This window comes from Thauera sp. WH-1, assembly GCF_047806685.1.
In the GTDB taxonomy this organism is placed as follows: Bacteria; Pseudomonadota; Gammaproteobacteria; order Burkholderiales; family Rhodocyclaceae; genus Thauera.
This window is the reverse complement of sequence record NZ_JBLQGP010000008.1, coordinates 25,865-39,447: the sequence shown is the minus strand read 5'-3', so window position 1 is coordinate 39,447 and position 13,583 is coordinate 25,865. Positions and strand designations below refer to the sequence as shown.

The following is a 13,583-nucleotide window of genomic DNA, read 5'->3' as shown; positions in this document are numbered from 1 at the left end:
GATGAACACGGCGCCAAAAAGCGCGACGCTCAACGGCGTGACGATCGACGACACCTTCGCCGAGGCCTTCCCGATGAAGGCCACGCGGGTGCTGATCACCGCCCACAACGAGACCTGGGCGCGTCATGCGGCCGTGTCCATGACCGGCTTCGCCACCTCGGTGATCGCCTGCGGCTGCGAGGCCGGCATCGAGCGCATGCTGGGCGCGGACGAGACGCCCGACGGTCGGCCGGGCGCATCGGTGCTGCTGTTCTCGATGTCGGGCAAGGAGCTCGCCAAGCAGCTCGAGCGCCGCGTCGGCCAGTGCGTGCTGACCTGCCCGACCACCGCGATCTACGCCGGGCTCGATGAAGGCGAGGCGGTCGCGCTCGGCAAGAACCTGCGCTTCTTCGGCGACGGCTGGCAGATCTCCAAGATGATCGACGGCAAGCGCTACTGGCGGGTGCCGGTGATGGATGGCGAGTTCGTTGCCGAGGAGACCACCGCGTTGGTGAAGGCGGTGGGCGGCGGCAACCTGCTGCTGCTGGCGCGCGACACCGACGCGGCGCTGGCAGGGGCCGAGGCCGCGGTCGAGGCGATGCGTGCGGTGCCGGGCGTGATCATGCCCTTCCCGGGTGGGGTGGTGCGTTCCGGCTCCAAGGTCGGCAGCAAGTACGCCTCGTTGCCGGCCTCGACCAACGACGCCTTCTGTCCCGCGCTGACGCCGCTGGTCCGGGCGAGCGAGCTCGACGCCGACACCCGTAGCGTGATGGAGATCGTCATCGACGGCCTCACCGAGGCCGACGTGTCGGCCGCCATGCGCGCCGGCATCGCCGCCATCGCCGACCGCGGCGCGGCGGCCGGGGTCACGCGGATTTCCGCCGGCAACTACGGCGGCAAGCTCGGGCCTTTCCACTTTCATCTGCATACGCTGCTCGGCGGGGAGGGCGCGGCATGAGCGCGACACAAGGCTGGAGCCTGCGCCTGAAGGCGCAGCCGGACTTTCGCGTCGACTTCGGCGGCGTGCTTCCGGCACGGCTGGCGGCGATGACGGCCGACGAGGTGGCGCGCGTCGAGATCCGCCATGGCAACGAGAGGCTGGCGCTGGGCGAGCTGTTCGACGTCGCGGCGCTAGGCGGCGCGGCGGGTGAGGCGGGCGCCGGTGCCCGTTCGGCAGCCATCCCGGCGGCCGCCGCAGAAGGGCGTGTCGAGCCGGGCCCGGAACTGCACCTGGAGGGCGACCTCTCGCGCTTCGACGCCATCGGCCAGGGCCTGGACGGCGGCGTGCTACAGATTGACGGCGCGGTGGGCGACCGCCTGGGCCTGTCCATGCGCGGCGGGGAGCTCCGCGTCGCGGGCAGCGCCGGCCAGCTCGCCGGCTGCGAGATGGCGGGCGGCCTGATCGAGGTCGCGGGCGATGTCGGCGACTTCGCTGCAGGTGCCATGCCGGGCAGCATGGACGGCATGCGCGGCGGCACGCTGATCGTGCGCGGCAATGCCGGCGCGCGCTGCGGCGACCGCATGCGGCGCGGCACCGTGGTGCTGTACGGCGACGCCGGCGACTTCCTGGCCTCGCGCATGGTTGCCGGCACGATCGCGGTCGCCGGCCGGGTTGGGGGGCACTGCGGCTACGGCATGCGCCGCGGCACCCTGGTGTTCGCCGGGCCGCAGCCCCCGGCGCCGCCGACCTTCGTCGCGACGCGTCAAGATATCGTCGTGTTCTGGACATTGCTGCGGCGCAGCCTGGCCTATCATGGCGGCCCCTTCGCCGCCTTGCCTGCACGTGCGCCGCACCGTCTGGTCGGCGACCTGGCGGTCGATGGCAAGGGCGAATGGCTGCTGCCGACGTGACGCCGCCCGGCCTCGTCGAATCCGTCGCGCACACCACAGCCGATGCCGGGGGTACAAGCCCGGCATCGGCCGCTTTCGATCCGACTTCATTGACCCAAGAGGAAGCATGCGAATGAGCAAGTTCTACACCTTCCACGCTGGCGAAGCCACCGTGCTGGCTGCCGAAGGCCAGTTCACCGATGCCATGCCCGAGATCCTGATCGGCCGCACCGATGGCCCGGTGGGCCAGGCCTTTGCCAACATGATGGCGCAGAGCAAGGGCCACACCGCGATGTTCGCGATCCGCGCCTGCAACCAGATGGTGCGTCCGGCCACGATCACGGTGCCCAAGGTGACGCTCAAGGATTCCGCCAACATCGACCTCTTTGGTGGCGTGGTGCAGGCGGCCACCGCCGATGCGGTGATCGACTGCGTGATCGAGGGCATCATCCCGCGTGAAGTGGCGAACGAGCTGTGCATCATCAGCCTGGTGTGGATCGACCCGCGCTGTGCCAAGGACCCGAACTTGGACAAAAAGGACATGTACCGCACCAACTACGAGGCGACCAAGCTGGCGATCCAGCGCGCGCTCAACGACGAGCCGAGCATTGAAGAACTGATCGCCAACCGCCACACGATCAAGCACGACATGGACGACTGGAGCTGAACCGTTCGCCATGACCTGCTTCGCCCTGCTCGACGACTGCCACGCCACCGCCGCTGCGCCCACCAGCCGGCTCTTCACCGGCTTCGTGCGCGAGCATCGCTGCGACGACCCCGCCACGCTCGATGCGGTGTGGGCGGCGGCCGACCGCGACCTGCGCGCCGGCCTGCATGCGGTGGTGCTGGCCGACTACGAGTGGGGCGCACGCCTGCTGCATGCCGGGCATGAGCGTCTCGCGCCCGAGCACGGCGGCAGCCTGCGGGTGCTGATGTTCGAACAGATGGCGCTGCTCGCTGCTGACGCGGTCGAGGCCTGGCTCATCGCGCGCGAACGCGCGGACACCGGCGGCGAGCAGGGCGGTGATGGCCGCAGCCCGGCTCCGGCGGGGGCGCTCGACATCTGCCCGACGGTGGATCACGACGCCTTCTGCGAAGCGATCGCCCGCATCCACGCCGCGATCGGCGAGGGCGAGACCTACCAGGTCAACTACACCTACCGGCTGGACTTCCGCAGCTTCGGGTCGCCGCTGAGCCTCTACCGCCGCCTGCGTGCGCGCCAGCCGGTGGCTTTTGGCGCCTTGATCGCGCTGCCGCCAGGCACGACCGGGCTGGACTGGGTGCTGTCGTGCTCGCCCGAACTCTTCCTGCGCAACCGCGGCGGGCGCCTGATGGCCAAGCCGATGAAGGGTACCGCGCCGCGCGCGCGCGAGGCCGAGGGCGACAGCGAGATCGCGCGGCTCCTCGCCGGCGACACCAAGAACCGCGCCGAGAACCTGATGATCGTCGACCTGCTGCGCAACGATCTCGGCCGCATCGCCCGCACCGGCAGCGTGCGGGTGCCGGCGCTGTTCTCGGTCGAGGCCTACCCGACCGTGTTCCAGATGACCTCGACGATCGAGGCCGAGCTGCCCGACGACACCGGCTTTGCAGACCTGCTGCGCGCGCTCTTTCCCTGCGGCTCGATCACCGGCGCGCCCAAGCATCGCACCATGCAGCTGATCGCCGAGCTCGAGAACACGCCGCGCGGCCTGTATACCGGCAGCATTGGCTGGATCGCGCCGCCGGCGAGGCCGGAGCAGGCCTGCGGCGACTTCTGCCTGTCGGTCACCATCCGCACCCTGACCCTGCAGCAACGTGCTGACGGGGCCGGTTGCGACGGCCGCATGGGGGTGGGCGCGGGCATCGTCATCGACAGCCGGGCGGAAGAGGAATTCGAGGAGTGCGCGCTCAAGGCGCGCTTCCTGACCGGGCTCGACCCCGGCTTCAGCCTGTTCGAGACGATGTACGCGACGCGCGAGGACGGCGTCCGTCAGGTCGAGCGCCATCTGGCGCGGCTGGCGGCGAGCGCCGCAGCGCTGCACTTTGCCTTTCCGCGCGCGGCTATCGTCGCCGCGCTGCGCCAGCAGGTCGCGGGCCTGGCGCCCGGCCAGCCCAGCCGCATGCGGCTGGCCTTGCACAAGGACGGGCGCTTCGAGATCGTGGTGGCGCCGCTCGAGCCGCTGCCGCCCGGGCCGGTCGAGCTGCTGCTCGCGCCGGCGCCGATCGAGGACCCGCACGGCCTTTTCGCGCACAAGACCACGCTGCGCGGCCGCTACGACGCCGGCATCCGCGCGGCACAGGCGCGGGGCGCCTTCGACACCGTGTTCCTCGATGCCGACGGCTGGCTCACCGAAGGTGGGCGCAGCAACGTCTTCCTGCACATCGACGGCGAATGGCTGACGCCGCCGGTCGGCCGTGGCGTGCTGCCCGGCACGATGCGCGCCGCGCTGCTGGACGACCCGGAGTGGGCGGCGCGCGAGCAGGCCCTGCGCGTGGAGGACCTGCTGCGCGCCGAGCGCATCGTGCTGACCAACGCGCTGCGCGGCGTGCTCGAGGCGCGGCTGGCGTCGGGCGAGGCGGAGCGCGTCCGCCGTCCGGCAAGCGCAGCGGCACGTGCCGACCGTGGCTGACACGCTCGCGTCCTTCGATCTCGCGCTGTTCGATCTGGATTTCACGCTGATCCCCTTCGACAGCGGGCTGCGCTGGGCGCGCTTCATGGTCGGGGAGGGGGTGCTTGCGCCCGGCACCGATGAGGCCTATCTCGAGGTCTGCCATGGCTATGTCGCTGGCCGCACGCCGATCGAGGTGCTGCACCGCTTCGCCGCGCAGCACCTGCTCGCCATTGCGCCCGACGAGTTGCCCGGCTTGCAGGCCCGCTTCGAGGCGGCGATCCGCGCCGAACTGCCCGGCGCCAGCCGCGAGCTGGTTGCGCGCCACCAGCAGGCCGGTCACCTGTGCTGCATCGTGACCACCACCAACGAGATCGTTGCCCGCCCTTTCGCGCGCGCCTTCGGCATCGGGCACCTGCTCGCCAGCCAGCCGGTGCGCGTCGACGGCCGCTACACGGGCGACTACCTCGGCCCGCTGTGTCACGGCGCGGCGAAGGTGGCGCGCGTGGAGGCGTGGCTGCGGGCGCAGGCCGCGGAAATTGCCGGCGTGCCCGATGGCCAGGCGCCCGCTGCGGCCGCCGGTTTCCGCCAGCGCGTGTTCTACTCCGACGCCCGCAGCGATCTGCCGCTGCTCGAATGGGTGGACGACCCGATCGCGGTACGCCCCGACCCCGGTCTGCGCGCCCACGCCGAGGCGCGCGGCTGGAGGATCATCGAGCGGCTGGACTAGGGGCTTCAGGCCGGGACGTCATTCAGGCTGGCACCGCACGATCTTCATATTTCCTTCACAATGGCGCTTCTATAATTCAAGACTTCTAAAAATATCATCCTGTTGTGGAGTGCGACATGAGAGTGGGTATCAACGGCATGGGGCGCATCGGGCGGTTGGCCTTGCGCGCGGCGATGGGTGCGGCGGAGCGGCAGGCGGACGATCCGCGCGCCGGCAACCGGCTGGAAGTGGTGCACCTCAACGAACTGAAGGGCGGCGCGGCGGCGACGGCCCACCTGCTGGCCTTCGACAGCGTGCAGGGCAAGTGGCGCGCCGACATCCGTGCCGAAGGCGAGGATGTGATCCGCATCGACGAGCGCTCGCTGTCCTTCTCCTCGCACGCCACGGCGGCCGAGATCCCCTGGGGCGAACTGGGTGTGGACGTGGTGCTGGAATGCACCGGCAAGTTCCTGAGCCCCGAGACCCTGCAGGGCCACCTCGACCGCGGCGCCAAGCGCGTGATCGTGGCCGCGCCGGTGAAGACCGGTGGCGTGTTGAACATCGTCGTCGGCATCAACCATGAGGCCTATGATCCGGCGCGCGACCGTATCGTCACAGCGGCATCTTGCACGACGAACTGCCTGGCGCCGGTGGTCAAGGTGGTGCACGAGAATCTGGGCATCCGCCACGGCCAGATCACCACCATCCACGACCCGACCAACACCAACCTGGTGGTCGATGCGCCGCACAAGGACCTGCGCCGCGCGCGCAGCGCGCTGATGAGTCTGGCGCCCACCACCACTGGCAGCGCCACCGCGATCGCGCTGATCTACCCGGAACTCAAGGGCAAGCTCAACGGCCACGCGGTGCGCGCACCGGTGTTGAACGCCTCGCTGACCGACTGCGTGTTCGAGTTGCAGCGCGCGACCACGGCGGAGGAGGTCAACGCCTTGTTCAAGGCCGAGTCGGAGGGCGAGCTGGCTGGCATCCTCGGCTATGAGGAGCGCCCGCTGGTCAGCGTCGATTACGCCCGCGACACGCGCAGTTCGATCGTCGATGCGCTGTCGACGATGGTCACCGACGGCACGATGTTGAAGGTGTACGCCTGGTACGACAACGAGATGGGCTACGCCTGCCGCATGGTCGACCTGGCCTGCCACATGGAAAGCGTCGGCATTTGATGATGAACGCAGCACCCCGCCCGCCCTCGATGCCCCCCGCGCCCGCAGCGCCCCCCAAACCCGCGGCGCCCGCCGCCGGTGTGGGGCACGCCGCGCGCAACTACGCCATCGTCACCGCCGCCTACTGGGGCTTCACGCTCACCGACGGCGCGCTGCGCATGCTGGTGCTGCTGCATTTCTATCGCCTGGGTTATTCGCCGTTCACGCTCGCCTTCCTGTTCCTGCTCTACGAGGCGGCGGGCGTGCTGGCCAACCTTGTCGGTGGCTGGCTGGCGACGCACTTCGGTATCGCGCGCATGCTGGCGGTCGGCCTGGTGACGCAGATCGTGGGCTTCGTGCTGCTGTCGTTGCTCGACCCGGCTTGGACGGCGGCGATGGCCGTGGCCTGGGTGGTGGTGGCGCAGGGCATCTGCGGCGTGGCCAAGGACCTGACCAAGACGGCCAGCAAGTCGGCGATCAAGCTCACGCAGGCCGAGGCGAAGGCCGAGTCCCAAGGTGGAAGTCAGGGCCAGCTCTTCAAGTGGGTGGCGTGGTTCACCGGCAGCAAGAACGCGATGAAGGGCATCGGCTTCTTTCTCGGCGGCGTGCTGCTCGAGACGCTGGGTTTCCGCGGTGCGCTGTGGGCGATGGCGGGGCTGCTGGCGCTGGTGCTGATCGGGGTGGCGACATCGCTGCCGGCGATGATGGGCCGGAAGAAGGCCTCGCGCTCGGTGCGCGAGCTCTTTGCCAAGAACCCCGGCATCAACGCGCTGGCGGCGGCGCGGGTGGTGCTGTTCGGCGCGCGCGACGTGTGGTTCGTGGTCGGTGTGCCGGTGTTCCTGTATTCGGCCGGCTGGACTTTCACCATGGTCGGCAGCTTCCTCGCCGCGTGGACCATCGGCTATGGGCTGGTGCAGGCGGCCGCGCCGCACATCGTGCGTCGCAGCGCCGACGGCCTCAGCCGCGAGGTGCCGGCCGCACGCCTGTGGTCGGCGCTGCTGGCGGTGATTCCCGCCGCGCTGGCAATGGCGGTGTGGCTGCAGGTGCCGAATCTCGAGTGGGTGGTGGTCGGCGGGCTGGGCCTGTTCGGCTTCGCCTTCGCGGTCAATTCCTCGGTGCATTCCTACCTGGTGCTGGCCTATGCAGGCTCGGAGAAGGCGGCCGAGGATGTCGGCTTCTACTATGCCGCCAACGCGCTCGGGCGCTTCATCGGCACGCTGCTGTCGGGCCTGCTGTACCAATGGGGCGGGCTGCTGTATGCGCTGATCGGCTCGGCGCTGATGTTGTTGTTGTGCTGGCTGGCGACGCTGGCCTTGCCGCTGGTGCGTCAGGATGCCGCCCGGGGGGCGCCCTGAGCGGCGCCCTGAGCCGCCGGCCTGGAGAACGATCATGGAAAAGAACACTGCACTGCCCATCTTCGAGGCGTTGTCCTCGGGGATCCGCCTCGATGTCTTCCGCCTGCTGGTGCGCGTCGGCCCCGCAGGCATGGTGGCCGGCGAATTGTCGGCCGCGCTCGACGTCCCGCCGACCAACCTGTCCTTCCACCTCAAGACGCTGACCCACGCCGGCCTGGTGTCGGCGGAACAGGAAGGCCGCTACCAGCGCTACCGCGCCAACATGGCGCTGATGCGCGAACTGATTGCCTACCTCACCGAAGAGTGCTGCGCCGGCATGCCCGAGCTGTGTGGTGTCGACGCTTGTGGCTCCGGGCTGAACTGCTGAACTGAAGTTGGAGGCTTGAGATGGGGTTGTTCGAACGCTACCTGACGATCTGGGTCGGGCTGGGGATCCTCGCCGGCGTGGGGCTGGGGCTGCTCGCGCCGGGGGCTTTCCAGGCCATCGCCGGCCTCGAGTTCGCCCAGGTCAACCTGGTCGTCGCCGTGTTCATCTGGGTGATGATCTACCCGATGATGATCCAGATCGACTGGCACGCCGTGCGGGACGTGGGCAAGAAACCCCAGGGCCTGATCCTCACCCTGATGGTGAACTGGCTGATCAAGCCCTTCACGATGGCGGCGCTGGGCGTGCTGTTCTTCCACCACGTGTTCGCGCCCTGGGTCGATCCGGCTTCGGCCAGCGAGTACATCGCCGGCATGATCCTGCTCGGCGTGGCGCCATGCACCGCGATGGTCTTCGTGTGGAGCCAGCTGGTGAAGGGTGACCCCAACTACACCCTGGTGCAGGTGTCGGTGAACGACATCATCATGATCTTCGCCTTCGCGCCGATCGCCGCCTTCCTGCTCGGCGTGACCAACATCACCGTGCCGTGGGAGACGCTGCTGCTGTCGACCATGCTCTACGTGGTGCTGCCACTCGCGGCCGGCATGGCGACGCGGCATGCGTTGCAGCAGCGCTCGCCCACCGCGGTGGCGGCGTTCGTCGGCCGCCTCAAGCCCTGGTCCATCGTCGGCCTGATTGCCACCGTGGTGCTGCTGTTCGGCTTCCAGGCCAATACCATCATCGACAAACCCCTGGTGATCGCGATGATCGCGGTGCCGCTGCTGGTGCAGACCTACGGCATCTTCCTCATCGCCTATGTCGCCGCCAGGGCGATGAAGCTGCCGCACAATGTCGCCGGCCCGGCCTGCCTGATCGGCACCTCGAACTTCTTCGAGCTGGCGGTGGCGGTGGCGATCTCGCTGTTCGGGCTCAACTCGGGCGCGGCACTCGCAACCGTGGTCGGCGTGCTGGTCGAGGTGCCGGTGATGCTGTCGCTGGTGGCCATCGTCAACCGCACGAAGCACTGGTTTGCCCCTGCCGTCATCCCCGCGCGGCAGTGCGTCATGAAAGAGGAAGCACGCTGATGCGCGACATCGCGGGCTGCCTGGTCGATCGCTACAGCGAGCGCAAGGAGCGCGCGGCCGAGCTGTCGGCGCGGGTGAATCAGGCGGCAATCTGACGAGCGTGGGCGCACAATAAGGACTTCCTTGCGGGAGGGCGTACATGGACTCGGTGCTTTCCTGGGTGCTGCCCGTGCTCCACGGCGGCGTGGGCAACCTCGCCGCCTATCTTGCTGCCCATGTGCTGCTGTGCCTGCTGCCGGCCTTCTTCATTGCCGGTGCGATGTCGGCGCTGATTCCCAAGGAGACCATCACCCGCTTCCTCGGTCGCAACTCGAGCAAGGCGGTGTCGTATCCCGCTGCCGCTGCCGCCGGGTCCTTGCTGGCGGTGTGTTCGTGCACCATCGTTCCGCTCTTTGCCGGCATCTACAAGAAAGGCGCCGGCCTCGGCCCGGCGATCACCTTCCTGTTCTTCGCCCCGGCGGCCAACATCCTGGCGCTGGTCTACACCGGCGGCATCATCGGGCCTGACCTGGCCATCGCGCGCTTCCTGCTGTCGCTCACCTTCGGCATCGGCATCGGCCTGATCATGGCGCTGCTGTTCCGCGCGGACGACGTCGCGCACGACCTCGCCACCGACAGCGCCTTCGGCGCGCAGGGCGCGGGCATGGGGCGGATGGCGCTGGTCTTCCTGTTCGTGTGGGTGGCCTTGCTGCTCGCGGGCACGCTCAAGCTCGACGTGCTGACCGGGACGTATGTGAGCCTCCAACTGCCGCTCGCCGACGCCCAGGGCTGGCAGGCCGCGCTCGACCGCCTGGTGCCCTACGACGCGGCGAAGGGCGAGGAGGGTGTGTCGGTGCAGGGCGTGGTGCTGATCGCGCTGCTGGCGGCGATCGGCGTTGCGGCCTGGCGCGGGCTCGAGAACATCGCCGGCGGTGCCAACGCATGGACCTGGACGAGCCTGGCGCTGATCGCGGCGACGCTGCTGGCGGCGGCGCTTTCGGTGCAGCCGGTGGAAGGCGGGCTGCGCGTGGGCCTGACCGGCAAGTTCTTCGCCGTGGCCGCCGCGCTCGCGGTGTTGCATTTCATCGTGCGCCACCGCCTGAGCGAGGACGAACTGCGCGACTGGCTGTGGGAGTCGTGGCGCTTCGTGAAGCAGATCTTCCCGCTGCTGGTGGTGGGCGTGTTCATCGTCGGCATGATCCGCGTGCTGATCCGCCCGGAATGGATCGAGATGCTCGCCGGCACCAACTCGCTTACCGGCAACCTGGCGGGGGTCGCCTTCGGCGTGTTCATGTACTTCCCGACCCTGGTCGAGGTGCCGATTGCCAAGATGTTCCTCGAACTCGGCATGCACCGCGGCCCGCTGCTCGCCTACCTGATGTCCGACCCCGAGCTGTCGCTGCAGAGCGTCCTGATCATCGCGGCGATCATCGGCCGCACAAAGACCTTCACCTATGTCGGCCTGGTCGCGCTCTTCAGCGCGGCTGCCGGTTTGATCTACGGTGCCTGGATCGATGGCGCCGCGCTGCTCCTGCTCGCGCTCTACCTCGCGGGCTTCATCGTGGTTCTGGCGGCGCTGCTGTCGATTGCCAGCCGCCGCAGCACCGCGTCCTCACTCAAGGGAGTCTGATCATGCTCAGCATCAAGGTCCTCGGCCCGGGCTGCGCCAACTGCCGCAAGCTGGAAGAAATCGTGCACGAGGCGGTGGCCGCCACCGGGGTGGAGGCGCAGGTGGTCAAGGTGACCGACGTGGGCCAGATCGTCGCCTATGACGTGCTCAAGACGCCCGGCCTGGTGATCAACGACAAGCTGGTGTCGTCGGGGCGGATTCCGACCGCCGCGACGATTGCGGAGTGGATCCGGGCGGCTTGATGCCTGCCGAGGACAACCCACCGGCAACGGCCCACCCCAAGCCAGATCTGCGACGAAACCGCGTCCCCCATGCTCGCCATCCTCGCCATCACCGGCCCGATCTTCATCCTCATTGCCGTCGGCTTCGCTGCGGTGCGGCTGCGCGTGCTGGTGCCGACCGACATGCGTGCGCTTGGCGTCTTCGTGATCAATTTTGCGCTGCCCGCGCTGTTGTTTGGGGCAGTGTCGTCGGGGGCGCTCGCCGAGACCGTCCGCCTCGACCTGCTGCTGCCCTATGCGCTCGGCTCGCTGGTGGTGGCAGGCGGCGTGGTGGCGCTGGCGATGACGGCGCTGCGGCGCAAGCTGCAGATGGCGGCGGTGCTGGCGCTGGGCATGTCGGTGTCGAACAGCGCCTTCATCGGTTTTCCGATCGCCCGGCAACTGTCGCCCGACACTGCGAGCGCGGCGCTGGCGGTGTATGCGCTGGTCGAGGCGCTGATCATGTTCCCGCTGCTGCTGGCGCTGGCCGAGCTCGGGGGTGGGGGCGGTGGGCGCTGGCCGGTGGTACTCAGGGGGATCGTGTTGAGCCTGGCGCGAAACCCGATGATCCTCGCCATCCTCGCCGGCCTTGCGTGTTCGGCGCTGGGCTTGGCGCTGCCGGTGCCCTTTGCGCGCGCGGTGGAGCTACTGGGCAGCACCGCGGCGCCGGTGGCGCTGTTCTACATCGGCGGCACCCTGGCCGGCCTCAAGGTGCGAATTGCCGCCGGCGATATCGGCCTCATCGTCGCGGGCAAGCTGCTGCTGCATCCGCTCGGCGTTTATCTCGCCTTCCTCGCTTTCCCGGCCGCGGGCGAGGCCTTGAGTACCGCGGCCGTCCTCAATGCCTGCATGCCGATGATGAGCGTGTATCCGATCCTGGCGCAGAAGTACGGCCACGAGGGGCTGTGTGCGGCGGCACTGGTGGCGACCACGGTGAGCTCCTTCTTCACCATCAGCGGCTTCCTGTGGCTGAGCGGCGCCGGGGGGTGAGGCCCCGACCTACGTCGTCATGGTGAAGATGAAGCCGGACGGCGCGGGCGGCGTATCGGGTTGACACCGAGCCTTGTCCCGCGCTGCGCGCGCCCGCAGTGGCGGCAAGCCGATGCGGTCCGAATGCGGCAGCTTGCAAATGATGCGCCCTGTGCTAGACCAGACTCATCAGGCGCGTCGTCATCGGTCATATGACGAAAGGCGCTCCCCGACCGCGGACGACGAGGTGCAACATCGATGGATGCCGCATGGGTCCGCACGAGCCGCTTTCGCGCCGCGCTTGTGGTAATGGGTGCGGTACTCGCGCTGGCCGCGTGCACGACCGTGCGGATCGAATCCACGCTCGATCCCAATGCCGTCAGGATGGAGCGGCATTGGGGCGTGCTCGCGGTGGAGCTGCCGGACGCGACTTCGTCCTATGTGGCCGAGCTGCGTTCGTTCGGGTTGTCGCGCAGTCCGTTCGGCTGGACGGCGGGGTATGCGCGCCAGAGCTGGGCGGCACTCGACGATGAGTGCCGGGTGGTGGTCTGGGTCCTCACCCGCGAGGAGCTCGACGCAGCCCGTCAGTTGGCGAGCGACAGCGCGGGACTGTGCGTCGCCTCGGCACCCTAGGGGCAAACAGGAGATCGATCCGATGTGTCCGCTTGCGAAAGGCCTTGTGTGCGTCGCTCCGCTCATCCTCTATGCATGCACCAGCGCACCAGCACCGCCGCTCTTCTTCGGCGAGCAGGTCGTGATGGGGCTCGGCATCGGCACCGGTGCGGCTACCCAGGGGGTGGACTTCACGCTGGGCTACAAGGACCAGGACGTCGCCGTCGTGCCGGTCGGAGCGGTCAGTCAGGGCAGGGGGCAGGCCATCACGGCGCGCACGCAGGATGGCGCGGGCACCACGTGGGACAAGGACGCGCTGTCGGTGTTCGGGCAGTTCGAGGGCCAGGGCGCCCACGCTGCAGACAGTGGCTCCGGCACGCGAAAGGTGGCGCTCGGGCGCTTCTTCGCGACCGGCCTCGCCGCGACGAACCTCGCCGAAGCCTACCGTGACGGATGGGCCGGCCGGCCCAAGGGCCGCAAGGCACCGGCCGATGCCTCAATTGACTCGCGCGGCCCTGCCGAACCGGCCGCGACACCCGGGCCGCAGGATGGCGACGCGAAGGACGGCAAGGCGCAGGCCGCCGACGACGACTCCGAACGGCGTGGCGCGGCGGGCTCGCCGCAATCGAACTCGGCGAGTCTGGTCTATGTGCCGCCCCTCGTCTTTGCGCAGACCAATACCCTGGGCATCGGCCTCTCGACATCGGTGGCCGAGCAGGGCGTGCAGTTCAGCCTGGGCTATTCCGGCCGCGACATCGCCTTCGTGCCGGTCATGATCCGCTCTGCGGATGGTTCGTCCGCACGACTGGGTGGCCGCCATGGCGGGGAGGGGCCCGAACCCGACTACGAGGACGACGCGCTGTCGGTCTTCGGCCAGTTCAAGGTCGACACTGCAACCGAGACAGTGCAGTTCGGGCTGCAGCGCTTCTTCACCACTGGCATGGCCGCGCGGCGGCTGACCGAGGGGGTCAAGGCGGTGGTCGCGCGCGAGCTGCAGGCGCAAGAGAACGGCGCGGCGAGCGGCACCGGCCAAGCCCAGTGAGGAGCGCTGTGCGGCGCG

General features: G+C 69.1%; 14 protein-coding genes and 1 pseudogene. All 15 read left to right on the top strand.

The genetic code is table 11. The features are described 5' to 3' along the window. Nucleotide 1: 1 nt before the first annotated feature. Entirely contained in the window at nucleotides 2–937 is a 936-nt protein-coding gene (gene fhcD / locus ACMV5O_RS09890; RefSeq protein ID WP_416163297.1) for a formylmethanofuran--tetrahydromethanopterin N-formyltransferase, read from the top strand. Beyond that, nucleotides 934–1,830: a formylmethanofuran dehydrogenase subunit C gene (locus ACMV5O_RS09885; protein WP_416163296.1), complete on the top strand. Its 897-nt coding sequence runs from the start codon at nucleotides 934–936 to the stop codon at nucleotides 1,828–1,830. The genes fhcD and ACMV5O_RS09885 overlap by 4 nt, the downstream gene beginning before the upstream one ends. A gap of 112 nt (nucleotides 1,831–1,942) precedes the next feature. Beyond that, nucleotides 1,943–2,476 (top strand): formaldehyde-activating enzyme, encoded by a 534-nt coding sequence (fae, locus tag ACMV5O_RS09880; protein ID WP_416163295.1) that lies wholly within the window; start codon nucleotides 1,943–1,945, stop codon nucleotides 2,474–2,476. A 10-nt stretch (nucleotides 2,477–2,486) separates the two neighbouring features. Next, a complete protein-coding gene (gene pabB, locus ACMV5O_RS09875; RefSeq protein ID WP_416163294.1) occupies nucleotides 2,487–4,421 on the top strand; it encodes an aminodeoxychorismate synthase component I in 1,935 nt (644 codons plus the stop codon). Further along, a complete protein-coding gene (locus tag ACMV5O_RS09870; RefSeq protein WP_416163293.1) occupies nucleotides 4,414–5,130 on the top strand; it encodes an HAD family hydrolase in 717 nt (238 codons plus the stop codon). Before pabB ends, ACMV5O_RS09870 begins: the two co-directional genes overlap by 8 nt. Nucleotides 5,131–5,246: 116 nt before the next feature. Continuing rightward, the gene (locus ACMV5O_RS09865; RefSeq protein WP_416163292.1) at nucleotides 5,247–6,290 is read left to right on the top strand and encodes an ArsJ-associated glyceraldehyde-3-phosphate dehydrogenase; all 1,044 of its coding nucleotides are present in this window, start codon (nucleotides 5,247–5,249) and stop codon (nucleotides 6,288–6,290) included. Nucleotides 6,291–6,292: 2 nt separating this feature from the next. Then, on the top strand, nucleotides 6,293–7,624 hold the full coding sequence (gene arsJ / locus ACMV5O_RS09860) for an organoarsenical effux MFS transporter ArsJ (RefSeq protein WP_416163291.1): 1,332 nt from the start codon (nucleotides 6,293–6,295) through the stop codon (nucleotides 7,622–7,624). Between the two features lie 34 nt (nucleotides 7,625–7,658). Next, nucleotides 7,659–7,991, top strand: a complete 333-nt coding sequence (locus tag ACMV5O_RS09855; RefSeq protein ID WP_416163290.1) for an ArsR/SmtB family transcription factor — start codon at nucleotides 7,659–7,661, stop codon at nucleotides 7,989–7,991. A 20-nt stretch (nucleotides 7,992–8,011) separates the two neighbouring features. After that, the gene (gene arsB / locus ACMV5O_RS09850; RefSeq protein WP_416163289.1) at nucleotides 8,012–9,073 is read left to right on the top strand and encodes an ACR3 family arsenite efflux transporter; all 1,062 of its coding nucleotides are present in this window, start codon (nucleotides 8,012–8,014) and stop codon (nucleotides 9,071–9,073) included. Next, nucleotides 9,070–9,168, top strand: a pseudogene (locus ACMV5O_RS09845) (arsenical resistance protein ArsH); the annotation flags it as partial. The gene arsB and the pseudogene ACMV5O_RS09845, both read left to right, overlap by 4 nt. Before the next feature lie 44 nt (nucleotides 9,169–9,212). Beyond that, complete coding sequence (locus ACMV5O_RS09840) at nucleotides 9,213–10,682, top strand: permease (protein WP_416163288.1); 1,470 nt, start codon at nucleotides 9,213–9,215, stop codon at nucleotides 10,680–10,682. 2 nt (nucleotides 10,683–10,684) lie between these two features. Continuing rightward, nucleotides 10,685–10,924, top strand: coding sequence for a thioredoxin family protein (locus ACMV5O_RS09835; protein ID WP_416163287.1), 240 nt, complete (start codon nucleotides 10,685–10,687; stop codon nucleotides 10,922–10,924). A 69-nt stretch (nucleotides 10,925–10,993) separates the two neighbouring features. After that, a complete protein-coding gene (locus ACMV5O_RS09830; protein WP_416163286.1) occupies nucleotides 10,994–11,932 on the top strand; it encodes an AEC family transporter in 939 nt (312 codons plus the stop codon). Nucleotides 11,933–12,169: 237 nt separating this feature from the next. Then, on the top strand, nucleotides 12,170–12,544 hold the full coding sequence (locus ACMV5O_RS09825; RefSeq protein WP_416163285.1) for a hypothetical protein: 375 nt from the start codon (nucleotides 12,170–12,172) through the stop codon (nucleotides 12,542–12,544). Nucleotides 12,545–12,566: 22 nt separating this feature from the next. Then, a complete protein-coding gene (locus tag ACMV5O_RS09820) occupies nucleotides 12,567–13,565 on the top strand; it encodes a hypothetical protein (protein WP_416163284.1) in 999 nt (332 codons plus the stop codon). The last annotated feature ends 18 nt before the right edge of the window (nucleotides 13,566–13,583 follow it).

What these genes read in the sequence shown, in the direction of transcription:
- pabB (WP_416163294.1), top strand. Translation starts at nt 2,487, where the DNA reads ATGACCTGCTTCGCCCTGCTCGACGACTGCCACGCCACCGCCGCTGCG.
- ACMV5O_RS09865 (WP_416163292.1), top strand. Translation starts at nt 5,247, where the DNA reads ATGAGAGTGGGTATCAACGGCATGGGGCGCATCGGGCGGTTGGCCTTG.
- ACMV5O_RS09825 (WP_416163285.1), top strand. Translation starts at nt 12,170, where the DNA reads ATGGATGCCGCATGGGTCCGCACGAGCCGCTTTCGCGCCGCGCTTGTG.
- ACMV5O_RS09820 (WP_416163284.1), top strand. Translation starts at nt 12,567, where the DNA reads ATGTGTCCGCTTGCGAAAGGCCTTGTGTGCGTCGCTCCGCTCATCCTC.
- arsB (WP_416163289.1), top strand. Translation starts at nt 8,012, where the DNA reads ATGGGGTTGTTCGAACGCTACCTGACGATCTGGGTCGGGCTGGGGATC.
- ACMV5O_RS09835 (WP_416163287.1), top strand. Translation starts at nt 10,685, where the DNA reads ATGCTCAGCATCAAGGTCCTCGGCCCGGGCTGCGCCAACTGCCGCAAG.
- arsJ (WP_416163291.1), top strand. Translation starts at nt 6,293, where the DNA reads ATGAACGCAGCACCCCGCCCGCCCTCGATGCCCCCCGCGCCCGCAGCG.
- fae (WP_416163295.1), top strand. Translation starts at nt 1,943, where the DNA reads ATGAGCAAGTTCTACACCTTCCACGCTGGCGAAGCCACCGTGCTGGCT.
- ACMV5O_RS09840 (WP_416163288.1), top strand. Translation starts at nt 9,213, where the DNA reads ATGGACTCGGTGCTTTCCTGGGTGCTGCCCGTGCTCCACGGCGGCGTG.
- ACMV5O_RS09830 (WP_416163286.1), top strand. Translation starts at nt 10,994, where the DNA reads ATGCTCGCCATCCTCGCCATCACCGGCCCGATCTTCATCCTCATTGCC.
- ACMV5O_RS09885 (WP_416163296.1), top strand. Translation starts at nt 934, where the DNA reads ATGAGCGCGACACAAGGCTGGAGCCTGCGCCTGAAGGCGCAGCCGGAC.
- ACMV5O_RS09855 (WP_416163290.1), top strand. Translation starts at nt 7,659, where the DNA reads ATGGAAAAGAACACTGCACTGCCCATCTTCGAGGCGTTGTCCTCGGGG.
- fhcD (WP_416163297.1), top strand. Translation starts at nt 2, where the DNA reads ATGAACACGGCGCCAAAAAGCGCGACGCTCAACGGCGTGACGATCGAC.